Annotated in this window: 25 protein-coding genes; 11 read left to right on the top strand and 14 right to left on the bottom strand. The window is 63.5% G+C overall.

Annotated features, from left to right (window positions below):
* Both VGO04_RS26135 and dnaJ read left to right on the top strand, forming a co-directional pair.
* On the top strand, nt 1-733 hold a 733-nt coding region (locus VGO04_RS26135), incomplete at its 5' end, for an Hsp70 family protein (protein WP_327498874.1).
* A gap of 255 nt (nt 734-988) precedes the next feature.
* The gene (dnaJ, locus tag VGO04_RS26130; protein ID WP_327498873.1) at nt 989-2,125 is read left to right on the top strand and encodes a molecular chaperone DnaJ; all 1,137 of its coding nucleotides are present in this window, start codon (nt 989-991) and stop codon (nt 2,123-2,125) included.
* A 62-nt stretch (nt 2,126-2,187) separates the two neighbouring features.
* Here the strand turns inward: dnaJ and VGO04_RS26125 are convergent, their stop codons facing one another.
* The 3 genes from VGO04_RS26125 to VGO04_RS26115 form a co-directional block, all read right to left on the bottom strand.
* Entirely contained in the window at nt 2,188-3,075 is an 888-nt protein-coding gene (locus tag VGO04_RS26125; protein WP_327498872.1) for a DUF2182 domain-containing protein, read from the bottom strand.
* A gap of 5 nt (nt 3,076-3,080) precedes the next feature.
* The gene (locus tag VGO04_RS26120) at nt 3,081-3,716 is read right to left on the bottom strand and encodes a DUF1326 domain-containing protein (RefSeq protein WP_327498871.1); all 636 of its coding nucleotides are present in this window, start codon (nt 3,714-3,716) and stop codon (nt 3,081-3,083) included.
* 193 nt (nt 3,717-3,909) lie between these two features.
* Nucleotides 3,910-4,659, bottom strand: a complete 750-nt coding sequence (locus tag VGO04_RS26115) for an SDR family oxidoreductase (protein WP_327498870.1) — start codon at nt 4,657-4,659, stop codon at nt 3,910-3,912.
* A 137-nt stretch (nt 4,660-4,796) separates the two neighbouring features.
* Here VGO04_RS26115 and VGO04_RS26110 point away from each other — a divergent pair, with 137 nt between their 5' ends.
* Complete coding sequence (locus VGO04_RS26110) at nt 4,797-5,696, top strand: LysR family transcriptional regulator (protein ID WP_327498869.1); 900 nt, start codon at nt 4,797-4,799, stop codon at nt 5,694-5,696.
* A 180-nt stretch (nt 5,697-5,876) separates the two neighbouring features.
* Nucleotides 5,877-7,223, top strand: a complete 1,347-nt coding sequence (locus VGO04_RS26105; RefSeq protein ID WP_327498868.1) for a serine hydrolase — start codon at nt 5,877-5,879, stop codon at nt 7,221-7,223.
* 42 nt (nt 7,224-7,265) lie between these two features.
* Here the strand turns inward: VGO04_RS26105 and VGO04_RS26100 are convergent, their stop codons facing one another.
* Nucleotides 7,266-8,270 (bottom strand): anion permease, encoded by a 1,005-nt coding sequence (locus VGO04_RS26100; protein ID WP_327498867.1) that lies wholly within the window; start codon nt 8,268-8,270, stop codon nt 7,266-7,268.
* Nucleotides 8,270-8,914: a DUF47 domain-containing protein gene (locus tag VGO04_RS26095; RefSeq protein ID WP_327498875.1), complete on the bottom strand. Its 645-nt coding sequence runs from the start codon at nt 8,912-8,914 to the stop codon at nt 8,270-8,272. Before VGO04_RS26095 ends, VGO04_RS26100 begins: the two co-directional genes overlap by 1 nt.
* 204 nt (nt 8,915-9,118) lie before the next feature.
* On the opposite strand from VGO04_RS26095, the gene recF reads away from it, so the two are divergent.
* Genes recF through VGO04_RS26080 form a run of 3 tightly spaced genes read left to right on the top strand, consistent with a single transcriptional unit; the run spans nt 9,119 to nt 11,545 of the window.
* Nucleotides 9,119-10,243, top strand: a complete 1,125-nt coding sequence (gene recF / locus VGO04_RS26090) for a DNA replication/repair protein RecF (RefSeq protein WP_327498866.1) — start codon at nt 9,119-9,121, stop codon at nt 10,241-10,243.
* Between the two features lie 28 nt (nt 10,244-10,271).
* The gene (locus VGO04_RS26085) at nt 10,272-11,033 is read left to right on the top strand and encodes a molybdopterin-synthase adenylyltransferase MoeB (protein WP_327498865.1); all 762 of its coding nucleotides are present in this window, start codon (nt 10,272-10,274) and stop codon (nt 11,031-11,033) included.
* A gap of 44 nt (nt 11,034-11,077) precedes the next feature.
* The gene (locus VGO04_RS26080; protein WP_327498864.1) at nt 11,078-11,545 is read left to right on the top strand and encodes a GNAT family N-acetyltransferase; all 468 of its coding nucleotides are present in this window, start codon (nt 11,078-11,080) and stop codon (nt 11,543-11,545) included.
* A 55-nt stretch (nt 11,546-11,600) separates the two neighbouring features.
* Here the strand turns inward: VGO04_RS26080 and VGO04_RS26075 are convergent, their stop codons facing one another.
* Nucleotides 11,601-12,605, bottom strand: coding sequence for a D-glycerate dehydrogenase (locus tag VGO04_RS26075; protein WP_327498863.1), 1,005 nt, complete (start codon nt 12,603-12,605; stop codon nt 11,601-11,603).
* A gap of 183 nt (nt 12,606-12,788) precedes the next feature.
* Between VGO04_RS26075 and VGO04_RS26070 the strand changes: the two genes are divergently transcribed.
* A complete protein-coding gene (locus tag VGO04_RS26070; RefSeq protein ID WP_327498862.1) occupies nt 12,789-13,340 on the top strand; it encodes an SH3 domain-containing protein in 552 nt (183 codons plus the stop codon).
* A 39-nt stretch (nt 13,341-13,379) separates the two neighbouring features.
* Here VGO04_RS26070 and VGO04_RS26065 read toward each other — a convergent pair whose 3' ends face one another.
* Together VGO04_RS26065 and VGO04_RS26060 are read right to left on the bottom strand one after the other, a co-directional pair.
* Nucleotides 13,380-14,372: an adenosine kinase gene (locus VGO04_RS26065; RefSeq protein WP_327498861.1), complete on the bottom strand. Its 993-nt coding sequence runs from the start codon at nt 14,370-14,372 to the stop codon at nt 13,380-13,382.
* Nucleotides 14,373-14,459: 87 nt separating this feature from the next.
* The gene (locus tag VGO04_RS26060; protein ID WP_327498860.1) at nt 14,460-14,888 is read right to left on the bottom strand and encodes a VOC family protein; all 429 of its coding nucleotides are present in this window, start codon (nt 14,886-14,888) and stop codon (nt 14,460-14,462) included.
* Between the two features lie 68 nt (nt 14,889-14,956).
* Between VGO04_RS26060 and VGO04_RS26055 the strand changes: the two genes are divergently transcribed.
* Nucleotides 14,957-15,550, top strand: a complete 594-nt coding sequence (locus VGO04_RS26055; protein WP_327498859.1) for a TetR/AcrR family transcriptional regulator — start codon at nt 14,957-14,959, stop codon at nt 15,548-15,550.
* 28 nt (nt 15,551-15,578) lie between these two features.
* Here VGO04_RS26055 and nth read toward each other — a convergent pair whose 3' ends face one another.
* The gene (nth, locus tag VGO04_RS26050) at nt 15,579-16,364 is read right to left on the bottom strand and encodes an endonuclease III (RefSeq protein ID WP_327498858.1); all 786 of its coding nucleotides are present in this window, start codon (nt 16,362-16,364) and stop codon (nt 15,579-15,581) included.
* Nucleotides 16,365-16,386: 22 nt separating this feature from the next.
* Here nth and VGO04_RS26045 point away from each other — a divergent pair, with 22 nt between their 5' ends.
* Together VGO04_RS26045 and VGO04_RS26040 are read left to right on the top strand one after the other, a co-directional pair.
* Complete coding sequence (locus VGO04_RS26045) at nt 16,387-16,884, top strand: DUF2244 domain-containing protein (protein ID WP_327498857.1); 498 nt, start codon at nt 16,387-16,389, stop codon at nt 16,882-16,884.
* Between the two features lie 105 nt (nt 16,885-16,989).
* The gene (locus tag VGO04_RS26040) at nt 16,990-17,877 is read left to right on the top strand and encodes a bifunctional helix-turn-helix domain-containing protein/methylated-DNA--[protein]-cysteine S-methyltransferase (protein ID WP_327498856.1); all 888 of its coding nucleotides are present in this window, start codon (nt 16,990-16,992) and stop codon (nt 17,875-17,877) included.
* A 74-nt stretch (nt 17,878-17,951) separates the two neighbouring features.
* Here VGO04_RS26040 and VGO04_RS26035 read toward each other — a convergent pair whose 3' ends face one another.
* The 5 genes from VGO04_RS26035 to VGO04_RS26015 all read right to left on the bottom strand — a co-directional run bounded on the left by VGO04_RS26035 (nt 17,952) and on the right by VGO04_RS26015 (nt 22,932).
* Nucleotides 17,952-18,587, bottom strand: a complete 636-nt coding sequence (locus VGO04_RS26035; protein WP_327498855.1) for a 2,3-bisphosphoglycerate-dependent phosphoglycerate mutase — start codon at nt 18,585-18,587, stop codon at nt 17,952-17,954.
* A 34-nt stretch (nt 18,588-18,621) separates the two neighbouring features.
* Nucleotides 18,622-19,440, bottom strand: a complete 819-nt coding sequence (gene dapB, locus VGO04_RS26030) for a 4-hydroxy-tetrahydrodipicolinate reductase (protein WP_327498854.1) — start codon at nt 19,438-19,440, stop codon at nt 18,622-18,624.
* 20 nt (nt 19,441-19,460) lie between these two features.
* Nucleotides 19,461-21,296: an ABC transporter ATP-binding protein gene (locus VGO04_RS26025; protein WP_327498853.1), complete on the bottom strand. Its 1,836-nt coding sequence runs from the start codon at nt 21,294-21,296 to the stop codon at nt 19,461-19,463.
* A gap of 111 nt (nt 21,297-21,407) precedes the next feature.
* Nucleotides 21,408-22,427 carry a glucokinase gene (locus VGO04_RS26020; protein WP_327498852.1) on the bottom strand — a complete coding sequence of 340 codons (1,020 nt, stop codon included), beginning with the start codon at nt 22,425-22,427 and terminating at the stop codon, nt 21,408-21,410.
* 121 nt (nt 22,428-22,548) lie between these two features.
* A complete protein-coding gene (locus VGO04_RS26015) occupies nt 22,549-22,932 on the bottom strand; it encodes a methylglyoxal synthase (protein ID WP_327498851.1) in 384 nt (127 codons plus the stop codon).
* Between the last annotated feature and the right edge of the window lie 20 nt (nt 22,933-22,952).

Raw genomic sequence — 22,952 nt, 5'->3', positions numbered from 1 at the left:
AACGCTCGGTGGCGTCTTCACCCGCCTGATCGAACGCAACACCACGATCCCGACCAAGAAGTCGCAGACCTTCTCGACCGCCGACGACAACCAGTCGGCCGTGACGATCCGCGTCTCCCAGGGCGAGCGTGAAATGGCAGCAGACAACAAGCTGCTCGGCCAGTTCGACCTCGTCGGCATTCCGCCGGCACCGCGCGGCATGCCGCAGATCGAAGTCACCTTCGACATCGACGCCAACGGCATCGTCCAGGTTTCGGCCAAGGACAAGGGCACCGGCAAGGAACACCAGATCCGCATCCAGGCATCCGGTGGTCTCTCCGACGCCGACATCGAGAAGATGGTCAAGGACGCCGAGGCCAATGCCGAAGTGGACAAGAAGCGCCGCGAAGGTGTCGAAGCCAAGAACCAGGCCGAAAGCCTGATCCACTCCAGCGAGAAGTCGCTGAAGGATTACGGTGACAAGGTTTCGGAAACGGACCGCAAGGCGATCTCCGACGCGATTGCCGCGCTGAAGACCGCCGTCGAGGCCTCCGAGCCGGACGCCGAGGACATCAAGGCCAAGACCAACACGCTCATGGAAGTATCCATGAAGCTCGGCCAGGCGATCTATGAAGCGCAGCAGACGGACGCCGCCCATGCGGACGCTGCCGCTGATGCCGCGCGCGACGGCGACGTCGTCGATGCCGACTACGAAGAAGTCAACGACGAGGACGACCGCAAGCGTTCGGCCTAATCCGCTTCTTCGATCAGACGAAAAGCCCGGGTTCGCCCGGGCTTTTTTATGAGCTGAACCGCCTGACAGCGCAGGGGACATCGGTGCGAGCGGCCGCGACCCGCGGTAAACGTACGTTTTACGACAAAAAACCGCATCTGCCGCCGTTCGGGCTATGGTATCCCGCTTCAAGGTTTACTAAATCGGTGGCAAGGTAATCGGGCAGCCGCCGAGCCATCGCGCTGGCACGCCTGCCAACAGGACAATCTTCGACGAATGAAACGTGATCTCTACGAAACGCTTGGTGTTGCGAAGAACGCCGACGAGAAGGAGCTGAAGAGCGCCTTCCGCAAGCTCGCGATGAAATATCATCCGGACAAGAACCCCGGTGATGCGGCTTCGGAGAAGACCTTCAAGGAAATCAACGAGGCCTACGAGACCCTCAAGGACCCGCAGAAGCGGGCTGCCTACGACCGCTATGGCCACGCGGCCTTCGAGCAGGGCGGCATGGGCAACGGCTTCGGCGGCGCGGGCGCTGGCGCCGGTGGTTTCTCCGACATCTTCGAAGACATCTTCGGCGAGATGATGGGCGGTGGGCGCCAGCGGCGCTCGTCCGGTGGCCGCGAACGCGGCGCAGACCTTCGCTACAACATGGAGATCTCGCTCGAGGAAGCCTTTGGCGGCAAGACCGCGCAGATCCGGGTTCCGACCTCGATCACCTGCGACGTCTGCACCGGCTCCGGTGCCAAGCCCGGCACCAGCCCCAAGACCTGCGGCACCTGTCACGGCTCCGGCCGCGTGCGCGCCGCTCAAGGCTTCTTCTCGATCGAACGCACCTGCCCCACCTGCGGCGGCCGCGGCCAGACGATCAGCGACCCCTGCGGCAAGTGCCATGGCCAGGGTCGTGTTACCGAAGAGCGCACGCTCTCGGTCAACATTCCAGCCGGCATCGAGGACGGAACACGCATCCGGCTCTCGGGCGAAGGCGAAGCGGGTCTTCGCGGCGGTCCGGCGGGCGATCTCTACATCTTCCTGTCGGTCAGGCCGCACGAGTTCTACCAGCGTGACGGCGCCGACCTTTATTGTAGCGTGCCGATCTCGATGACGACGGCAGCCCTTGGCGGCAAATTCGATGTGACCACGCTCGACGGCACCAAGTCGCGCGTCACGGTTCCCGAGGGCACCCAGGCCGGCAAGCAGTTCCGCTTGAAGGGCAAGGGCATGCCGGTGCTGCGCTCGGCGCAATCCGGCGATCTCTACATCCAGATCCAGATCGAGACGCCGCAGAAGCTGACCAAGCGCCAGCGCGAGCTACTGCAGGAATTCGAACAGATCTCGTCGAAGGACAACAATCCGGAGTCGACCGGCTTCTTTGCCCGGATGAAGGATTTCTTCGATACGCTGAGCGACTAACGTTGCCAGCCATTGGCTGGTTCAGCGCCGCGCGCCGGAGACGGTTGCGCGGCGCTTTCGTTTCAGATCATGACCGCAAGCTGCCAAAACCCGGCCACCACGAGCGCTGCGCCCGCGAAACGGGACAGGAACCTGCCACCCGGAACGACCTTCTCGGCGAGCACGAAGATGGCGATCGCGGCGATCCAGAGAACATTCATCACCCCGCCGACGAACAGAAGCGCCATCAGCGCCCAGCAACAGCCGACGCAATAGAGCCCGTGCCGGATCCCCAGGCTGAAGGCAGCGCCCGCCTCCCGGCGAAAGCCGCCATGGTTCTGGATGAAGATGAGTGGCGACTGGCATTGGCTAAGACACCGATCCTTGAGCGGCGTCCACTGAAACAGTCCGATCGCGATCAGCGCCACACCACTCAGAAGCTGGCTTGCGCTCGATAGTGCCGGCGTCAGCAGCAGGGCGCGGTCGAGCAGCCACTGCAGGAAGGCGGCGACAAGCGCGAAAACCGTCCAGGCCGCGAGGTAGCCGCATGCGAAAAATCCGGTCGCCGCAAACGGCTTTCCCTGCTGGGCGGCTTGCCGCCCGACGCGGGCATAGAGCAGGATCATCGGCGTCGCCGACGGCACCATCATGCCGACCATCATCACCGCCCACATGACGAAGGCATAGGCAAAGGTTACCAGGGTCCAGGCGCGGGCGTCCGCGGCCATCGTCGCGCCCTCGCCTCCGTTCATTGGCATGTCCATTGGCATGTCCATCGGCATGTCCATGCCTTCCATGGACATGCCGGAGCCCGTGGCTGTCGCACCTGCCGCGGCACCCGTGCCGGCCATGTCCATGGCCGATGCCAGCCAAAGGATGTAAAGCCAACTCGCCAGCGTCACCGTGATCAAGGCGCCAGCGACGATGGCGCGGTCGCGTCTGAGCAGGGTTTCGAGTGCCGTGTCAGACATCGGCGCTAGTGGACCACGCCGCTTCCAGTCAGATGCAGGGTGGCGAAGTGGGCGTGCGAATCGGCAAGGGACAGCGTCAACGGCCCGCTCGTATCGGCCCAGCCGCGCCCGACCTCGCAGACATCGTATTCGAAACCGTCGGGGAGATTGATGCGGGCCTGATGGGAAGCGCCGGTCACCGGATTGAGGATGGGTTCGCCACGCGCGACAAGCCAGCCCGGCACGTTCAGGCTGGCGGTGCGTGCGCTCACGTTCACGTCGAAGTTGATCTCGGCGAAGACCGGGTCATGCATGGTCTCGAACGTGGTCGCAAAGACCTGGAAGAAGGTCGCGCCCGGCTCGGTATCCTCGCCGCTCATGATGCGCAGAAGTGCTCCGCGCTGCTCGGCCGTGGCACGGATGTCGATGATCGGCACCACCTGCCCCCTGCCCTCGTGGATCGCGCCCGGCCAGGCGGCAATCATGCCGCAGCGAAGCCCGTCGAGCCGCGTGTCGCCATGAAAACCTTCCTCGATCTCGAAGGCGCCGACCGCACTGCAGTGCCCTTTGGTTGGCAGCGCATTGAACTGGCAGGGGCAGCCATAGGCGCAGTTGCAGTGAACGAACTCGCGCCCCTTCATCATCCATCTGACACTCGTCATCGTCTCCTCCTCGGATCTGATCGGTGCTCGATCTCAGTCGACTTCTTGCGATTGGATGCATTTTATTAGACCAAAGAAATATACTCCTTGCCACCAGCGATGCCAACGGTCGCCGCGGTGGGTGCCAGCAAACGGGCGGCGCCGCGCATCCGATCGGACACGCGGCGCTTGAGTTCCGTTCGTTGAGACGCGATCAGAGCGTCGCCATGCCGCCATCGATGATCAGCTCGGCGCCGACAGTGAAGGCGGCTTCGTCGGAGGCAAGGAAGACCACTGCCTTGGCGATCTCGCTGGCATTGCCGAACCGGCCGAGCGGGATCTGCGCCGCAATCGCATCGACGACCTGCTTGTTTTCCTCAACGGTCGGGGCGTGGCCGTCATGAAGCGGCGTGCGCACCGGCCCCGGGCTGACGGCATTGACCCGGATACCGCGGCCAATCAGTTCGCCGGAAAGCGTCTTTGCCAGCGACAGCAGCCCCGCCTTGGTCAGTGCGTAGACGCTCGAGGTCGGCATGCCGATGTGGGCGTTGATCGAGGTGTTGAGCACGATCGAGGCGGGCTTGGAGAACACCGGAAGCAGCGCCTGGATCAGGAAGTACGGGCCCTTGAGGTTGATGGCGAGCGAGCGGTCGAAGCTTGCCTCGTCCCACTGCTCGATCGGCTGCAGCTTGGCAATACCGGCATTGACGAACAGGATATCGAGCGTGCCGAAGGCAGCGCGGATCTTTTCGGCGACGGCGGCCTGACCGGCAACATTGCCGGCATCGGCCTCGATGATCAAAGCGCCGTCGCCAAGGATGGCGCGGGCCTCGGCAATGTTCTTCGGATTGGTGCCGGTAACGGCGACGCGGGCGCCCTCGGAGATGAACTGGCGTGCGGTTTCAAGACCGATGCCGCTGGTGCCGCCGGTGATGAGTGCCGTCTTGTTCTGCAAACGTGACATGGTGAAAGTCCTCTCGTTGGGTTGAAGAGAAGAGCGGCGTTGCTTGCTGCCGTCCTCGAATGCAGACAGTTATGGCGGAAAACGATCGTTCGGATTAGTCTTCCAATCCTGGAACTCGAATTCGGAAAACCCGAACGATGATGAAAATTGAAGGAATAGCGGCCTTTGTCGCCGTTGCCGAGGCCGGCTCGATCAGCGAGGCGGCGCGGCGCCTGCGCCTGTCGAAATCCGTCGTCAGCGAAAGAGTGGCAGAACTGGAGCGCGGCCTCAATGCGACCTTGCTTCACCGCACGACGCGCAAGCTGACGCTCACGGAAGACGGCATCGCGTTTCGCGAGCGCGCGATCAGGATCGTCAGCGAAGTACAGGCTGCCGCGAGCGACCTTGCCGAACGCCGCGGCCTTCTGACGGGCCCGCTCAGGATCTCCGCGCCCGTGAGCTTCGGCCGAAGACATCTCGGTCCTGCGCTTTACCCCTTTCTGGCGCGCCACCCGGACATCGAGCTGACGCTCGACCTCGACGACCGCCGGGTGGATGCCGCCTCCGAAGGTTACGACGCCATCGTGCGCCACGGCGCGATTGCCGATTCCCGGCTTGTCGTGTGGAAGCTCGCCAGCAGTCATCGGCTGCTCGTCGCTTCGCCTGACTATCTCGAGCGCAACGGCACGCCCGCTTCGCTTGGCGAACTCGAAGGCCATCGTGGCATCTTCTACACCAACCGGGGTGCGGCCGACTGGCGCTTCGAGGGACCGGCGGGTGCGAGCGTCGTGCGGGCACACCTCGCGCTCGGCATGAACAATGGCGACATGATACTCGACGCGGCCGTTGCCGGGCTCGGCATCGCTCTCCTGCCAGCCTTCATCGCCGGTCCTGCCGTACGGAACGGTCAGCTTCGTGCAATCGATGTCGGGCTGAGGCCGGAGCCGGAATTCATCTACATGGCCCATGCCGAAGGCCGGCGCGCCTCGGCCAAGCTCCGAGCGATCGCCCAGCACCTCAAGGAAACCTTTGGCGATCCGCCCTATTGGGATCCGTGAGCGGTTCCGTGCAATCTCGGTGCAATCGTCGTCGCAGATCTTGCCACACCCACTGTCGTTCGGATCTCGAACAGATCTTGTTCGAATTCGTCTGACATTGTCATCGCCTCCCATTACAACCCCAAATTGGTTTCCTATATTTTGATCATGCGGCACGTTTTTCTCAATTGGATCGTCCTTATGACGCTTGGCACCACCGCTCACGCGAGCCCTCCTTCCACAACGCCAACCAACCCTGAAATCCTGGAAATCCTCACCGATCGGATCGACAAGCAGCAGCAGTCGGTCGGCATCGTGGTCGGCATCGTCGATGCCAACGGACGGCGCATCGTCGCGCACGGCCATCCGGCCAAGGGCGATGCGCGCCCGGTCGATGGCCAGACCGTCTTCGAGATCGGTTCGGTCACAAAAGTCTTCACGGCGCTGCTGCTCGCCGACGCGATCGAAAAGGGGGAACTGCGCCTCGACACGCCTGTTTCCTCGCTGCTCCCACCTGATGTGACGATGCGCGACCAGCAGGCGCCGATCACGCTTCAGCACCTGGCGACGCACATGTCCGGTCTGCCACGGCTACCGGACAATCTGGCGCCGGCCGACGACAGCGACCCCTACGCCGACTATGACGTCGCCAAGCTCTATGCTTTCCTGTCCGCTCATCAGCCGACCCGGCGACCAGGCGTCGAAAATGAATACTCCAATCTCGGCGCCGGCCTTCTCGGCCACGCGCTCGGACTGAAGGCCGGTCTTTCCTACGAAGATCTCGTCGCAAGCCGGATCTCAGGGCCGCTTGGCCTGAAGGACACGGCAATCACGCAGCAGCCTGATTGGGCCGGGCGGCAGGCAAAGGGCCATGACGCGGCGCTGGAGCCTGCCAGCGACTGGCAGCTGGCCAGCCTGCAGGGTGCGGGCGCACTGCGCTCGACCGCCGACGACATGCTGGTTTTTCTCGAAGCGGCCATGGGAAAGAGGCCGTCGCCACTGACGCCTGCCTTTGCGTCCCTTTTGGCGACCCGAGCGCCGATTGGCAACGGCGATAACGATCAGCAAGCGCTCGGTTGGGTGGTCTCGGGCAAGGGCGGCGATCAGATCGTCTGGCACAATGGCGGGACCGGTGGCTATCGATCCTTCGTCGGCTACCGTCCGTCGACCGGCGTCGGCGTCGTGGCCCTGTCCAATGCGTCAACCGAAGTCGGCGTCGACGACATCGGCCGCCATCTGCTCGATCGCAACGCTCCATTGGCCGCCAGACGTGCAGCCATTGCAATCGACCCGGCCACCTACGACGCCTATCTCGGCACATACCGGCTGGGGCCCGGGTTCGAGCTGACGATCTTTCGCGAAGGAGACCGGCTGTTTGCCCAGGCAACCGGCCAGGATCGGTTGGAAATCGTGCCTGAGGCCGAACATCGCTTCTTCACGAAGCTCATCGATGCGCAGATCAGCTTCACGCTCAATGGCAAGCGGGCCGAAAGCCTGACCTTGCATCAGGGCGGCCGCGACATGCCTGCCCCGCGGGTCGAGAAATGATGCGATCTCCCGCCTGCCAGGCAGGCGGGAGACGTGCTTCAATCAGAAGATCAGATCGATCGCAAAATAGCTCAGCGCCGAGATCGCCGCTGCCGCCGGCATGGTGATGAACCAGGCAATGACGATGTTGCCGGCAAGGCCCCAGCGCACCGCCGAGACACGACGGGCAGCACCGACACCGATGATCGCGCCGGTGATGGTGTGCGTGGTCGAGACCGGGATGCCGAGCCAGGTGGCGGCAAAGAGCGTGATCGCCCCGCCGGTTTCGGCGCAGAAGCCCTGCATCGGGTTGAGCCTGGTGATCTTCGAGCCCATCGTGTGCACGATGCGCCAGCCGCCGAACAGCGTGCCGAGCGCAATCGCCGCCTGGCAGGTGATCACCACCCAGAACGGTACGTAGAACTCCGAGCCGAGATAGCCCTGCGAGTAGAGCAGCACCGCGATGATGCCCATGGTCTTCTGCGCGTCGTTGCCGCCATGGCCGAGCGAATAGAGCGAGGCCGAGATGAACTGCATCACGCGGAAGGTGCGGTCGACGGCAAACGGCGTCTGACGCACGAAAATCCACGAGACGATCAACACCAGGAGCAGCGCCAGGAAGAAGCCGATCGCCGGTGACATGAAGATGGCGCCGACGGTTTTCAGAAGCCCGGTCCAAACGATGGAACTGAAACCGGTGCTGGCAAGGCCGGCGCCGACGAGGCCGCCGATGAGCGCATGCGACGAACTCGACGGGATGCCGAAGAGCCAGGTGACGATGTTCCAGACGATCGCCCCGATCAGCGCCGAGAAGATCACCAGCGGCGTGACGATGCCGGGATCGATGATGCCCTTGCCGAGCGTCTCGGCCACGTGCAGGCCAAAGAACAGGAAGGCGATGAAGTTGAAGAAGGCCGCCCACATGACCGCATATTGCGGCCTCAGCACCCGCGTCGAGACGATCGTCGCGATGGAGTTGGCAGCATCGTGCAGACCGTTCAGGAAGTCGAAGAACAGCGCGATGCCGATCAGCCCGACGAGCAACGGAAAGGCGAGCGTCGCATCCATCAGACGTTCTCGATCACGATGCCGCTGATTTCATTCGCGACGTCCTCGAAGCGATCGACCACCTTTTCGAGCTCGCCGTAGATCTCGCTGCCGATGATGTAGGCCATCGGGTTGCTGGCGCCGTGGCGACGGAACAGGTCCTTGAGGCCCTGGTCGTGCAGCTCGTCGGAGCGGCCCTCGATGCGGGTGATCTCTTCGGCAATGGCAATGAGGCGCGCGTGGTTGACGCCGATGCGGTCGAGCAGCGGAATGGCCTCGGCGATCAGATGGGCGGCCTTGACGACCGTGGTCCCCATTTCGCGCATGCCGGGATCGAAGCTCTTCTGCTCGTAGAGCCGGATCGTCTTGACCGTCTTGTGCATCATGTCGATGGCGTCGTCCATCGACTGGATCAGGTCCTTGATGTCGCCACGGTCAAACGGCGTGATGAACGAGCGACGGACCGCCAGCAGCACTTCCGCGGTGATGTGATCCGCTTCGTCCTCGAGCGCGACGATCCTGTCGCAGTGTTTTTCCATGTCGTCGCCACCGGCGAGCAGCTTGTCGAGCGCATCGGCGGCACCGACGACGGTGCGCGAATGATTGGCGAAGAGATCGAAGAAGCGATCTTCGCGGGGAAGAAGTTTGCGGAACCAGGCCAGCATCACACGTGTATCCATCTGTGGATTGTCATGTGGCTGTCATATTTCACCGTGTGCTTTATGAAAAGCACCGAATCAAAGGGGTTTCGCGCCTTTCCCCTGCCGATATCGACCGATCTCAGGCGATCGAGGCACCTTGGCCATTTCGTCTTGCCTTGATACGCGCTTTCGTCCTAGCTGGCGCCCACTGTCGAATCCGGACTGCCGATGCCACACAAGGTCTACCTCAATCGCCTGAAGCTCACGGAGTTCCGCAACTATGCGGCCCTCTCGCTGGAGCTCGACCAGCGCCATGTGGTGCTGACGGGGGAGAACGGCGCCGGCAAGACCAACCTGATGGAGGCGGTCTCGCTCCTGTCGCCCGGGCGCGGCTTGAGACGCGCCGCCTATGCCGACGTAAGCCGTGTCGGCGCGAGCGACGGGTTCTCGGTCTTTGCCGAAGTCGAGGGCATGGAGGGAACGGTCGAGATCGGCACCGGCACCGCCGGCGTGACGGAAGGGCAATCCCGGCGGCTGCGGCTGAACGGCACACCGGCTGCGACCGTCGACGAACTGACCGACCACCTGCGCGTGCTCTGGCTGACGCCGTCGATGGACGGGCTCTTTACCGGCTCCTCCTCCGATCGCCGCCGCTTCCTCGATCGTCTCGTGCTCTCGCTCGATCCGGAACATGGCCGGCGCGCCAGCGAATTCGACCGGGCCATGCGCAGCCGCAACCGGCTGCTCAGCGAGTTTCGCCCGGATCCGGCCTGGTTGACGGCGATCGAGCGCGAGATGGCCGGGCTTGGCGTTTCCATGGCGCTGGCGCGGCAGGAGATGCTGGGCCTCTTGACCGCGCTCGTCGAACGGAATGTCGACGAAAGCGTCTTCCCTTCGGCCCACCTGACGCTCTCGGGTTTTCTCGACGACGAAGCCCATCGCCCCGCCTACGACCTGGAAGAGCAATATCTGACGATGCTGCGCGACGGGCGGCCACGCGACGCGGCGGCCGGCCGAACGCTCGACGGACCGCATCGCAGCGACCTGCTTGTCCGTCACCGCAAGAAGGACATGGAGGCCGCGCGCTGTTCGACTGGCGAGCAGAAGGCCCTGCTCGTCGGCCTGGTGCTGGCGCATGCGCGCCTGGTCGGCGACATGACCGGTCACGCGCCGGTGCTGCTGCTCGACGAGATCGCCGCGCATCTCGACGTCAACCGGCGCGCCGCTCTGTTCGATCTCGTCGACGACCTGGGCGGCCAGGCCTTCATGACCGGAACCGACCAGGCGATGTTCGAGGCGCTCGGGGAACGCGGCCGGTTTCTGACCGTTTCTCATGGCAGCGTTACGGGATAAGCAAGAGCGGGATGAGGAGGATGTGGCCATGACCGGTGAGAACAAGCTCGACCAATCGGAGATCGCCCGCTACGCCCGCCATATCATACTGCCGGAGATCGGCGGCGCGGGGCAGCAGAAGCTCAAGGCGGCACGCGTTCTGGTGATTGGCGCCGGCGGGCTCGGCGCCCCGGTTCTCGTCTATCTTGCCGCGGCAGGCGTCGGCCGGATCGGCATCGTCGACGACGACACGGTCGCGCTCTCCAACCTGCAGCGGCAGATCATTCATCGCACCGAGGACATCGATCGCGCCAAGGTCGAAAGGGCAGCCGAAGCCATCGGGTCACTCAACCCGCATGTCGGCGTCGACGAACACCGGCTGCGGCTCGAGCCTGACAATGCCGAGGCGCTGTTCCGGCAGTACGATCTTGTGATCGACGGATCGGACAATTTCGACACGCGTTATCTCGCCGCCGATACGGCAGCTTCTGTCGGCATCCCGCTGGTGACCGGCGCCGTCGGCCGCTTCGACGGTTCGCTGACGGTGCTGATGCCCTATCGCGCCGGTCCTGACGGACGGCCGAACCCGTCCTATCGCGATCTCTTTCCCGAACCGCCGCCAGCCGGCGTCGTGCCCTCCTGCGCCGAGGCCGGTATCGTCGGCGCGCTCACCGGCGTCATCGGCACGCTGCAGGCGATGGAAGCGATCAAGGTGATCGCCGGCTTCGGCGAGCCTCTGGTCGGACGACTCTTGATGTATGACGCGCTGACGGCTCAGTTCAACACGATCCGGTATCGCCGCCGGGCATAGCGCAACCCGAACGCCCGCGCGCCTTCCAACTCTTGAGAGCCGCCATGCAGATCTTTCGCATCGACCAACGTTTCGACCGGCATGACGCACTGCTGGCGTTGATCCGTGACGCCTTCGCCTCCATGGACGGACGCATCGACCCACCGTCGTCGGCGCATGCACTTGATATCGAAACGCTGCGACAGAAGGTTGCTGAAGAGATCGCCTTCGGCGCCAGCGACGGCGACCGCCTTGTCGGCTGCGTGTTCCTGAAGCCGGAAAGCGATTGTCTTTACGTCGGTAAGCTCGCAGTGGCGCCGGACGCCCAGGGCAAAGGCATCGGACGCATGCTCCTGGCAGAGGCGGAAGCGACGGCAAGAGCGCTTGAGCTTCCCGCCCTGAGGTTGCTGACCCGTGTCGAACTGGTCGAGAACCACCGCGCGTTCGGCGCCTGCGGTTTCGTTCAGACCGGAACGATGTGCCATCCCGGCTTCATCCGGCCGACAGCGATCGAGATGCGCAAATTGCTTTAGGCCGTCAGCGCTAGAAGTGCTGCCTCTGCGGCAGCGCCGTGTAGCGACACTCGGATCAGTCGCGGCCGGGCAGCACGCGGTCCGGTGGCCGGTGGCCGTCAAAGAAGGTGCGGATGTTGATCACCACCTTCTCGCCCATGTCGACGCGGCCTTCGAGCGTCGCCGAGCTCATATGCGGCAGGAGTACGACCTTGCCCTCACCGGCAAGCTTGATCAGCTTCGGATTGACGGCCGGTTCGTTCTCGAAGACGTCGAGGCCGGCACCGGCGATCTTGCCTTCGCGCAGGCTCTTGATCAGCGCCGTCTCGTCGATGATGCCGCCGCGGGCGGTGTTGACGATGTAGCTGTCCGGCCGCATCAGCGCGAGCCGCCGGGCAGACAGCAGGTGATAGGTTGCCGGTGTCGAGGGGCAGTTGACCGAGACGATGTCGACCCGGGCGAGCATCTGGTCGAGGCTGTCCCAATAGGTCGCCTCCAGCATCTCTTCGGTTTCGGCCTTCACCCGATGGCGGTTATGGTAATGGATCGAAAGGCCGAAAGCCTTGGCGCGGCGGGCGACCGCCGTGCCGATGCGGCCCATGCCGACGATGCCGATGCGTTTTCCGGCAATGCGGCGGCCAAGCATCCAGGTCGGCGACCAGCCCGCCCATTCGCCCTTGCGGTCGGTCAGGATCTGCGCACCTTCGGCGAGCCTTCTCGGTACCGCGAGGATCAGTGCCATCGCCATGTCGGCGGTGTCTTCCGTCAGCACGTTCGGCGTGTTGGTGACGGTGATGCCCTTGCGGGCAGCGGCATCGACATCGATATTGTCGACGCCGTTCGAAAAGCTGGCGATCAGCTTCAGCTGCGGGCCGGCCTGCTCGATCAACGCCGCGTCGATGCGGTCGGTCACCGTCGGCACCAGCACGTCGGCGCGCTTGACCGCTGCGACGAGCTCCGGCTGGCTGCGTGGCGTATCGTCAATGTTGAGCTCCGCATCGAAGAGTTCGCGCATGCGCGTCTCGACGATATCGGGCAGTTTACGGGTGATGTAGACCGTGGGCTTCTTCTTGCTTGTCATTGCTGCGACGGGCCTTGTTGACGGGTCCTTAACCAAGTTGGGCGATACTGTCTCCCTGTAGTCGCAATTTCTACCAGACCCCACCGGGAAGACAAACAAAACTCGCGTCGTCGTCCCCGCGATTTCAGCCGGCACTCTGGACCTCCAGTGAACTGCGCCTGCAAAAAGCTGTTGCCACGGAAGATGAGCTTCGTCATGCGTCACGTCATTTCCAGATTCTCGCTCTCGTTGATCGCCGCCTGCCTGGGCGCCGGGATCATGGCATCGGCGGCTTACGCTCAAGCCGCCAAGGGCGCCAGCGGACTGCCGCTACCGCGTTTCGTCAGCCTCAAGTCCAAGAGCGTCAATCTCAGGATCGGCCCGAGCGTCGATTACGCCGTCGCCTTCCGCTACATGAAGCCGGGCGTGCCGGTCGAGATCATCCAGGAATACGACAACTGGCGCCGAATCCGTGACGCCGACGGCACCGAAGGCTGGGTCAACCAGGCGCTGCTGTCCGGTGACCGCACCGCCGTCGCCGCCCCATGGATGCGCGGCAAGGGCGAAGGCGTTTTCGTCAACATGCGCCGCGACCCGCAGGGCACGTCCCCGATCGTGGCCCGCATGGAGCCGGGGGTCATCGTCCATGTCGGCGAGTGCAACGGCGACTGGTGCCATGCGGAGACGCAAGGTGTCGAAGGCTGGATCGCCCAGAGCGAAATCTGGGGCGCCTATCCGGGCGAGGCCTTCAAGTAAGGCCACGCCGCTTTTCGCAAGTTTTCCCGAACGGGATGATCAGGCGAGGTCGGCCTGCTTGGCGGCCGTTGCCAGCGACACCATTGGCCGCGGACCAATCTGGCCGATGACGATGCCGGCCGCAAGGTTTCCGAGCTTGCTGCAGTCTTCGAGCGAACGCCCGGTCGTGTAACCATGCAGGAAGCCTGCGGCATAGAGGTCGCCGGCGCCGGTCGTATCGACCACCTGTGCGATCGGCGTCGCGCCGACGCGGACCCGCTCTTTACCGCGCACGACGACTGAGCCTTCTTCGCTGAGCGTCACGGCTGCAAGCTTGCAGTCCTTCGACAGCTTTTCCAGCGCCAGCTCGAAATCCTCGGTCTCATAGAGCGCCAGGGCTTCCTGCTTGTTGGCAAAAACGATGTCGACCGTGCCGGAGCGCATGAGTTCGAGGAACTCGTCGCGATAACGGTGAACGCAGAAGCTGTCGGAAAGGGTGATCGCGGTTTCGCGGCCGTTTTCGTGGGCAATGCGGGCGGTTTCGCGGATCGCATCCTTGGCGCGCGGCGGATCCCAGAGATAACCTTCGAAATAGGTCACCTTCGACTGGGCAACGACGTCGGCTTCGACGTCTTCCGGGCCGAGTTCGACGCAGGCGCCGAGATAGGTGTTCATCGAACGCTCGCCGTCCTCGGTGACGAAAATCATCGAGCGGGCGGTCGGCGGCACGCTTTCGAGCGGTTTCGTCTCGAAGTAGACGCCCTGGGCGCGAATGTCGTGAGCGAAGATCTCGCCGAGCTGGTCGCTGGCGATCTTGCCGAAATAGGCGGCGCGGCCGCCGAGGCTCGCAACGCCGGCCGCCGTGTTTCCGGCGCTGCCGCCGGATGCTTCCACGGCCGGGCCCATGCGCGAGTACAACAACTCGGCTCGCTCGGCATCGATGAGGTTCATGGCGCCTTTGATGATGCCGTTTTCTGTCAGGAAGGCATCGTCGCAGCGCGCGATGATATCAACGATGGCGTTGCCGATCGTCAGCACGTCGTATTTTGTCATGAACCTCGTCCGGTCTCCGTGATGGCCGGTGTTCGTTAATACCGGTTTTCCGGCCATTTGGAAGACAAAAGACGCGTGCTGGCCGCATCACGCAGTGGGAAGTGCGCTTTCTTCATAGGCGGCGGCGAATTCTGCGCTCGGCGGTATGGGCTTGATGACGTCGATCAGCACGCCGTTCGGGTCTGCGGTGATGAAATGGCGTTGCCCGAAGTCCTCGTCGCGCAATGTTTTCAGAATAGGCAGGCCGGCAGCAAGCGCCTGCTGGTAGATGCGATCGGGATCCTCGACCTCGAAATTCAGCAGAAGGCCGCGCGCCGGCGTGCGGGCTTCCTCCGGTATCGTCTCGTGGCGATAATCAAGGATGGCAAGCGTCACATGCTCATCCTCGATCGATTGCAGGTGTATGTACCAGTCGCTGGTGAAGAGTGCCTGGAACCGAAAATGCTCTACATAGAATGCGGCCGTTGTCGCGACGTCAGATGTCATGATCACTGGATAGTAGCTCGTCGATTTCATGGCTTTTCCTCGCTTTGGCAATATCATACAATCTGTATGTATCTTTAATTAACATACAGGCTGCATGTATGCAACAAGAGAGTCCCCGCCGCTCCAATCGCGAGCGATCCGATACGACACGCGCCGCGATCCTCGACGCCGCTCGCGGTCTCTTCGTCGCAAAGGGATATGCCGAAACGTCCACGCCGGATATCGTTTCGGCGGCCGGTCTCACGCGCGGCGCGCTCTATCACCACTTCGAAGACAAGAAGGCGTTGTTTCACGCCGTGGCGGAACGAGAGTCACGCGATGTGGCGGCATCGATCGAGCAGGCGACGGCCGATGGTCTCACCGCGCGCGATGCGCTGAAGGTCGGCGGCCGAGCCTATTTCGAGGCCATGCGGGAGCCGGGGCGCATCCGGCTGCTTCTGCTCGATGGACCGGCCGTGCTCGGCAAGCACGCGATGATGGCGATCGATGCGGCCAATGCGCAGAGAACCCTCGAGGAAGGTATCGCCGAAGCGATGGCGCCGACTGTCGTTCCGGCTGACAAGCTCTCGGCCATGGCGTCGTTGCTGTCGGCCGCTTTCGATCGCGCTGCGCTCGACATTGCCGACGGCGCGTCGACAGACCTTTATGCGGAAACGATCGGCACGCTGATCGATCGCATGGTATCGACGTAGGAGCCGGCCGCCGCAATGCCGGCAGGCGTCAGCTCGCCGCCGAAATGATCTGCGGCGGCAGCTCGACAAGCGCGGCTGGGACGTCGCAGGTCTTTTCCGGCGACTTGCAGATGTCGGCGATGACGCAGCGCTCGCATTCGGGCTTGCGCGCCTTGCAGCAATAGCGCCCGTGCAGGATCAGCCAGTGATGCGCGTGGTAGAGATACTCGTCCGGAATGATCCTGATGAGCTTGTCTTCCACCTCGTCCGGGGTCTTGCCCGGTGCCAGACAGAGGCGGTTGGCAATGCGCAGGATGTGGGTATCGACGGCGATCGTCGATTGGCCGAAGGCCATGGAGAGCACGACGTTCGCGGTCTTGCGCCCAACCCCGGGCAAGGTCACCAGTTCTTCGCGCGTGCGCGGCACTTCGCCGCCAAAATCCCGGATCAGCTTCTCGCTGAGCGCGATGACGTTCTTGGCCTTGTTGCGAAAAAGCCCGATGGTCTTGATGTAGACCCGCACCTTCTCCTCGCCGAGAGCCAGCATCTTTTCGGGCGTGTCGGCGATGGCAAAGAGCGCGCGCGTTGCCTTGTTGACGCCGGCATCCGTCGCCTGCGCCGAGAGCGCGACCGCAACCACGAGCGTGAACGGATTGACGTGCTCCAGCTCGCCCTTCGGCTCGGGGCGCTGGATCGAGAAGCGGCGGAAGATCTCCTTGAGTTCGTCCTGGCTGTACAGGCTCTTTACCCGTGGTGTTGCGCGGCGGTTCGCCTTCGGTTTTGCAGCGCGCAGTTTCGCAGCACCTGGGGGCAATTTCGGCTTCACGTTTTTCATGATGCATCTATAGTCAAAGGTGATGATCAATGGCAACGCCACCACCCCGCCTGAGGAGACGCCGGTCTTTACCGCCGAGCTCATGCCATATCGCTCGCTCGGGCGCCGAGGCTTCAAGATCTTTTTCCTGATCGCCGGGCTCTTGAGCGTTGTGCACGCCGTCGTCTTTCTCATCATTGGCGCCTGGCCGATCGTGTTCTTTTTCGGTCTCGACTACCTGCTTCTGTTTGGCGCTTTCTGGTTGAACTACCGCTCGGCGCTCAGCCGCGAAGAAGTCAGCGTCTCGAGAACCGGCGTATCCGTGCGCAAGTTCGCACCCTCAGGACAGATCACCGAGCACCGTTTCAATCCCTTCTGGGCGCGCTTCAACGTCGCGCGACACCAGGAGATAGGTATCGTGTCGATGACGATCAGCGGCGGCGGCCGTCGCACCGACATCGGCTCGTTTCTCAATCGCGACGATCGCGAGACATTTGCGCTGGCGCTGTCGGGCGCGCTTGCGACCGTTCGCCGCCGCTAACGCCTGAAGATCGACCAATACGCTGCAAATGCTCGCATGCGCTCAAGAATCGGGTGGCTGCGAAGACCAACAGATGGTTACCTGTGGCATGACAGGAGAAGAGCCATGAACATTGCGACATCCGTACCCACCGACATCACGCCGAAGGGCACCGACTACGATACGGTCAGCCGCGTGATCGAGATGCTGACCGAGGATTATCGCGACCAGCCGTCGCTCGAATCGGTCGCACAACGCCTGAAGCAGTCGCCAACGCAGCTTCAGAAGGTCTTCACCCGCTGGGCCGGACTTTCACCGAAAGCTTTCCTTCAGGCCGTGACGCTCGACCATGCCAAGCGCCTGCTGCGCCAGGAGGACCTGCCGCTGCTCGAAACCAGCATCGAGGTGGGGCTATCGGGACCTAGCCGCCTGCATGACCTGTTCGTGACCCACGAGGCGATGTCACCGGGCGAATGGAAGGCGCGTGGCGAGGGTTTGACGATCCGCTACGGCTATCACCCCTCCCCCTTTGGCACGGCGCTCGTCATGATCACCGATCGCGGACTGGCGGGCCTTGCCTTCAACGATGCCGGTGGCGAGCAGGCGAGTTTCGAGGATATGGCGCAGCGCTGGCCAAACGCTGCGTTTGTCGAAGACAGTGCGGCCACGGCCTCCTACGCCGCACGCATTTTCGAATCCTCGCGCTGGCGCCAGGACGAGCCGTTGCGCATCTTCCTGATCGGTTCCGACTTCCAGATCCGGGTCTGGCAGGCGCTGTTGAAGATCCCCCTCGGCTGCGCCACCACCTATTCGAACATCGCCGGAAATATCGGCCAGCCGACGGCGTCACGTGCCGTGGGCGCCGCCGTCGGCCGCAACCCGATCTCCTTCGTCGTCCCGTGCCACCGCGCGCTCGGCAAGAGCGGCGACCTGACCGGCTATCACTGGGGCCTGACGCGCAAGCGCGCCATCCTTGGCTGGGAAGCCGGCATGGCGGCCGACGGTACGATCTGAAGCCAGTCTAGGCACCGACGGAAACAAAAAGGGGCGCCATGCGCCCCTTTTCATTCAGCCATTGCCACCACCGCTCAGTGAGCGGCAGACATGTCGCCCAGAACTTCCTTGGAAGCGACGGTCGAATTGGCGTTGAGCTTGTAGACCATCGGCACGCCGGTCGCGAGATTGAGCTTCAGGATCTCTTCCTTGGTGAGGCGATCGAGCACCATGACCAGTGAGCGCAACGAGTTGCCGTGGGCGGCAACCAGCACCTTCTGGCCGGACAGCACACGCGGCAGGATTTCGGTCAGGTAATAGGGCCAGACGCGCGCGCCGGTGTCGCGCAGGCTTTCGCCGCCCGGAGGTGGGATGTCATAGGAGCGGCGCCAGATATGCACCTGCTCTTCGCCCCACTTCTCGCGGGCGTCGTCCTTGTTGAGGCCCGAGAGATCGCCGTAGTCGCGCTCGTTGAGCGCCTGGTCGCGGATCGTTTCGAGCTGGGACTGGCCGACTGCGTCGAGCACGAACTGGCAGGTGCGCTGTGCGCGGATGAGCGACGAGGTAAAGGCGACATCAAACTTGATGCCGTAATCGGCAAGCGCCTTGCCGCCGGCCTTGGCTTCCTCGACGCCGAGTTCCGTCAGGTCCGGATCGCGCCAGCCCGTGAACAGGTTCTTCAGGTTCCAGTCGCTCTGGCCGTGCCGGACGAGGACGAGAGTACCGCTCATGTCGAATTCCCCTTGAGACTTGAGAGTGAGAAAGTCAGTTGAGCCCGAGAACATCGAGCATCGAATAGAAGCCGGGCTTCTGGCTGCGCGCCCAAAGCGCGGCCGTGACGGCACCGCGCGCGAAGATCGACCGATCCGTGGCGCTGTGCGACAGGGTCACCTGCTCGCCCTGGCCGGCAAGAATAACCGAATGCTCGCCGATGACCGAGCCGCCGCGCAGGGTCGCAAAGCCGATCGTGCCCACCGGACGCGGACCCGTGTGGCCGTCGCGCACGCGCACAGAGTGTTCGGCAAGGCCGATATCGCGCCCCTTTGCCGCGGCTTCGCCAAGAAGCAGCGCCGTGCCCGAAGGCGCATCGACCTTGTGCTTGTGGTGCATTTCGAGAATTTCGATATCCCAGTCGGCCGGACCGAGCGCGCGCGCCGCCTTTTCCGTGAGAACGCCGAGCAGGTTGACGCCGAGGCTCATATTGCCCGACTTGACGATGCGCGCGTGGCGCGCGGCAGCGCGGATCTTCGCGTCATCGTCGGGCGAGCAGCCGGTGGTGCCGATCACATGAACGATGCGGGCCTGGGCGGCGAGCCCGGCAAACTCGACCGTACCGGCAGGCGCGGTGAAATCGAGCACGCCCTCGGCTTCGACGAAGGCCTCAAGCGGCTGGTCCGTGACCGGCACGCCGATCGGGCCAAGGCCGGCCAGTTCGCCGGCATCCCTGCCGATGAAGGGGGAACCCGGCCGCTCGACGGCTGCATGCAGACGGACGCCGTCCATGGCATGCACGGTGCGAATGAGCGTCTGACCCATGCGGCCTGCGGCACCCACCACCACGAGCTTCATATCGCCTGCGCCCATCGGTGACTTCCTTCTGTCCGCTACTGGATTTCGACGCCGACCGGCGCTTCGGGAGACTGGTCTTCCAGGGACTGGCCTTCAGGCGACTGGCCCTGGAGATTGTGGAGCCGAGCGTAGAGACCGTCCGGTCGCCGTGCAAGCTCGGCATGGGTGCCCTCTTCCACGACCGACCCATCCTTCATGACGATGATCTTGTCGGCGTTGACGACGGTCGAAAGGCGGTGGGCGATGACGATGACGGTACGGCCGTCCATGGCGTGGTCGAGCGCCTTCTGCACCGCCGCTTCCGATTCCGTGTCGAGCGCCGAGGTGGCCTCGTCGAGCAACAGGATCGGCGCATTGCGCACGAGCGCCCGCGCAATCGACAGGCGTTGGCGCTGGCCGCCAGACAGCGTCATGCCGTTCTCGCCGACCGGCGTGTCGTACCCCTGCGGCTGCGCCAGAATGAAATCATGGGCGTAAGCGAGGCGGGCCGCTTCCTCGATCTCGGCATCGGTCGCATCGATCCGGCCGTAGCGGATGTTGTCGCGGATAGAGCCTTCGAAGAGGTAGGGCTGCTGCGAAACATAGGCGAGGCCCTTGCGCAGCGACTGCTTGGTGACGTCGGCAATGTCCTGTCCGTCGATCAGGATCTGACCGAAGGAGGGATCGTAGAACCGCGGGATGAGACTGATCACCGTCGATTTCCCTGCACCGGACGGACCGACGAGCGCGGTCGTCTTGCCGCCTTCGGCAAAGAAGCTGACGCCTTTCAGAACCTCGTCGCCATTGGCGTACTGGAAGCGGACGTCGCGCAGTTCGACCGCAGCGTTCGTGAATGCCAGTTCCTTGGCGTCAGGCTTGTCGCGCTGGTGCGGAACGGTATCGAGGATCTCGTAGACCATGCGGGCGTTGACGGCGGCGCGTTCGAGCGACACCTGAAGGCGCGCCAGACGTCGGGCCGGATCATAGGCCATCAGCAGCGCCACGACGAAAGCGAAGAAGGCGCCCGGCGGCACGTCGGCGTAGATCGCGCGGAAGGCCGAATAGGCAAGCACGGCGGAAATCGCCAGACCCGCGAAGGTTTCCGTCATCGGCGCCGTGCGCTCGCTCAGCCGGGCGATGCGGTTTGCCCGGTTTTCGGCACGGTCGATGATCGTCTCGACCTTGCCGCGAAGCTCGCTCTCCATCGTAAAGGCCTTGACGATGGTGATGCCCTGGATCGTCTCCTGCATCGCGCCGAGCACGCGGCTGTTGACCTCGATCGATTCGCGGGTTGCCGAACGCAGGCGCTTGGAAACATAGCGCAGGCCCAGCAGCAGCGGCGGCGCCGCAACGAAGACGATGATCGACAGCAGCCAGTCCTTGGCGAACATAACGCCAACCAGGCCGACCAGGGTCAGGAGATCGCGGGCGATCGAGGTGACGGTCAGGTTGAGCACATCGCGAATGCCGCTGACATTCTGGCTGATCTGGGCCGCAAGCTGGGCCGATCGCGTCTCGTTGAAATACCCGACGCTGAGCGCCATCAGATGGGCGTAAAGCCGGCGCTGGTAGCGCGCGACGATGTTGTTGCCGATTTTCGAAAGCGCAACCGCCTGGCCGTAGGTGGCAAAGCCGCGCAGCACGAAGGCAGCGAGGATTGCGCCGCAGACGAGCAGAACGATGTCCGCCCGTTTGTTGGCGAAGGCCTCGTTGATCACGGTTTCCATGATCGAGGCGGTAAAGCCCGTCGTCGCAGCGACGACGGCGAGGCAAGCGATGGCAAAGGCATAGCCGCGAATATGGTCGCGACCGTTTTCCGCGATGACCCGCTTGAGGATACCGCTGATCGTATCGGAGTCGACCGCGTGCTGTTTTTTATTGCTGGCGCTCAAAAAGCCCGTCTTCCCTGGAACCACTCTTTCGAGCCGGCATTCGGCCCGATCTTTCCCGGGCTCTATAGTGGTTTGATGTCGCTTTGGCGAGTCTTTGCGCAAGCCTTGGGCTCAGCTTCTCCAGCGGCGTCCCTCGGTTGCAACACCGAAATCCCGTGGCGTGCGCGCAAAGGCGGCCAAGCCCGAGAGCGCCGCCATCGGATGAATGACGGCGAAGGTCGGAATAGCCTTCATCAGCGCCGTGTGCGGCGCCTTGTCTTCGAAGGCAGCCCGGAAAGGCGACTTCAACAAAGCCGGCAGGATCTTTTGCGAGATGCCGCCGGCCAGGAAAACACCACCGCGTGCCATGAAGATCAGCGCCATGTCGCCGGCGACCCGCCCGAGATAGGTCGAGAACAGCGAGATCGTCTCAACCGCCACCCGGTCATTCTCGGCAAGGGCGTTTGTGGTGACCTGCGCCGGGTCTGTCAGCACCGGGTCGACGCCATCGGCCGCGCAGACGGCGCGATAGAGGTTCATGATGCCGCGACCGCAGAGGATCTGCTCGCCGGCCATACGGCCCTCGATCGGCTCGAGAAAGGGCCAGATCTGGAAATCACGCTCCGTGCGCGGGCCAATGTCGACATGGCCGCCCTCGCCCGGCACCGGAAACCAGGTGTGCTGCGCAAAGACCAGGCCGCCGACCCCAAGGCCCGTACCCGGACCGAGCACGACGCGCGATGTAAGCGGGCGAACGCTGCCGCCGCCGATCTGCACCAGATCCTCGTCGGCGGGCGCGGCAACCGCGAGCGCCTGCGCCTCGAAATCGTTGATGATCAGCACGTCCTCCAAGCCAAGCTTCGAGAGCATGTCCTTGGGTTTGATCACCCAGCCGGCATTGGTAAGCGGAATCTCGTCGCCACGAATCGGCCCGGCCACGGCCAGGATGGCGGAGCGCGGTTGGACCGAGGTCTTGTCGAGGATGCTCTTTTGCAGCGCCTCCTCGATCGTCTCGAAATCGCCGGTCTTGATCGGCGGCAACTGCTTCGGCTCGGCAAACGCGTCGAGCAGCAGGGCGAAACGTGCGTTGGTGCCGCCGATATCGCCGATCAGGATCGGAAATGGGAAGGCGTTTTCAACGGTGCCGGGCATCACAAGCTCCATCCTGATCGTCATGGCAGGTCAATTGTTGTCTAGCAGCTAGAGAGGGATGAGGAAAAGTGCTCACGATTGGCACCCGCACCCCGTTCTAGCCTGTGAGAAGCGTTCACGCTCATGATTTTGGGTTGAAGTCGATCAGCTGCTCGGCGGTCGCGCGATTGAGCGCCATCGGGATGTCATAGACAATCGCCAGCCGCATCAGCGCCTTGACGTCGACGTCGTGCGGCATCGCCGTCAGCGGATCGACGAAGAAGATCAGCAGCTGCACTTCGCCGGTGGCGATCATCGCGCCGATCTGCTGGTCGCCACCGAGCGGCCCGCTTTTCAGCCGGGTGATATCGAGCCTGGGACAAACATCAAGCACCCGGCCGCCGGTCGTTCCGGTCGCAACGATGCGCCAGCCGGACAGAACCGCCTCGTGCGTCTTGGCAAAGGCCGCGAGGTCGTCCTTCTTCTGATCGTGAGCAATCAGGGCAATGCATTTCCGATCCGCCATACCGGGGGCCTCGCATCAAC

It is taken from the genome of Ensifer sp. (genome assembly GCF_035999185.1).
Lineage (GTDB): Bacteria > Pseudomonadota > Alphaproteobacteria > Rhizobiales > Rhizobiaceae > Ensifer.
This window is presented reverse-complemented; position numbering and strand designations above follow the sequence as displayed.

What these genes read in the sequence shown, in the direction of transcription:
- dnaJ (WP_327498873.1), top strand. Translation starts at nt 989, where the DNA reads ATGAAACGTGATCTCTACGAAACGCTTGGTGTTGCGAAGAACGCCGAC.
- VGO04_RS26125 (WP_327498872.1), bottom strand. Translation starts at nt 3,075, where the DNA reads ATGTCTGACACGGCACTCGAAACCCTGCTCAGACGCGACCGCGCCATC.
- VGO04_RS26120 (WP_327498871.1), bottom strand. Translation starts at nt 3,716, where the DNA reads ATGACGAGTGTCAGATGGATGATGAAGGGGCGCGAGTTCGTTCACTGC.
- VGO04_RS26115 (WP_327498870.1), bottom strand. Translation starts at nt 4,659, where the DNA reads ATGTCACGTTTGCAGAACAAGACGGCACTCATCACCGGCGGCACCAGC.
- VGO04_RS26110 (WP_327498869.1), top strand. Translation starts at nt 4,797, where the DNA reads ATGATGAAAATTGAAGGAATAGCGGCCTTTGTCGCCGTTGCCGAGGCC.
- VGO04_RS26105 (WP_327498868.1), top strand. Translation starts at nt 5,877, where the DNA reads ATGACGCTTGGCACCACCGCTCACGCGAGCCCTCCTTCCACAACGCCA.
- VGO04_RS26100 (WP_327498867.1), bottom strand. Translation starts at nt 8,270, where the DNA reads ATGGATGCGACGCTCGCCTTTCCGTTGCTCGTCGGGCTGATCGGCATC.
- VGO04_RS26095 (WP_327498875.1), bottom strand. Translation starts at nt 8,914, where the DNA reads ATGCTGGCCTGGTTCCGCAAACTTCTTCCCCGCGAAGATCGCTTCTTC.
- recF (WP_327498866.1), top strand. Translation starts at nt 9,119, where the DNA reads ATGCCACACAAGGTCTACCTCAATCGCCTGAAGCTCACGGAGTTCCGC.
- VGO04_RS26085 (WP_327498865.1), top strand. Translation starts at nt 10,272, where the DNA reads ATGACCGGTGAGAACAAGCTCGACCAATCGGAGATCGCCCGCTACGCC.
- VGO04_RS26080 (WP_327498864.1), top strand. Translation starts at nt 11,078, where the DNA reads ATGCAGATCTTTCGCATCGACCAACGTTTCGACCGGCATGACGCACTG.
- VGO04_RS26075 (WP_327498863.1), bottom strand. Translation starts at nt 12,605, where the DNA reads ATGACAAGCAAGAAGAAGCCCACGGTCTACATCACCCGTAAACTGCCC.
- VGO04_RS26070 (WP_327498862.1), top strand. Translation starts at nt 12,789, where the DNA reads ATGAGCTTCGTCATGCGTCACGTCATTTCCAGATTCTCGCTCTCGTTG.
- VGO04_RS26065 (WP_327498861.1), bottom strand. Translation starts at nt 14,372, where the DNA reads ATGACAAAATACGACGTGCTGACGATCGGCAACGCCATCGTTGATATC.
- VGO04_RS26060 (WP_327498860.1), bottom strand. Translation starts at nt 14,888, where the DNA reads ATGAAATCGACGAGCTACTATCCAGTGATCATGACATCTGACGTCGCG.
- VGO04_RS26055 (WP_327498859.1), top strand. Translation starts at nt 14,957, where the DNA reads ATGCAACAAGAGAGTCCCCGCCGCTCCAATCGCGAGCGATCCGATACG.
- nth (WP_327498858.1), bottom strand. Translation starts at nt 16,364, where the DNA reads ATGAAAAACGTGAAGCCGAAATTGCCCCCAGGTGCTGCGAAACTGCGC.
- VGO04_RS26045 (WP_327498857.1), top strand. Translation starts at nt 16,387, where the DNA reads ATGATCAATGGCAACGCCACCACCCCGCCTGAGGAGACGCCGGTCTTT.
- VGO04_RS26040 (WP_327498856.1), top strand. Translation starts at nt 16,990, where the DNA reads ATGAACATTGCGACATCCGTACCCACCGACATCACGCCGAAGGGCACC.
- VGO04_RS26035 (WP_327498855.1), bottom strand. Translation starts at nt 18,587, where the DNA reads ATGAGCGGTACTCTCGTCCTCGTCCGGCACGGCCAGAGCGACTGGAAC.
- dapB (WP_327498854.1), bottom strand. Translation starts at nt 19,440, where the DNA reads ATGGGCGCAGGCGATATGAAGCTCGTGGTGGTGGGTGCCGCAGGCCGC.
- VGO04_RS26020 (WP_327498852.1), bottom strand. Translation starts at nt 22,427, where the DNA reads ATGCCCGGCACCGTTGAAAACGCCTTCCCATTTCCGATCCTGATCGGC.
- VGO04_RS26015 (WP_327498851.1), bottom strand. Translation starts at nt 22,932, where the DNA reads ATGGCGGATCGGAAATGCATTGCCCTGATTGCTCACGATCAGAAGAAG.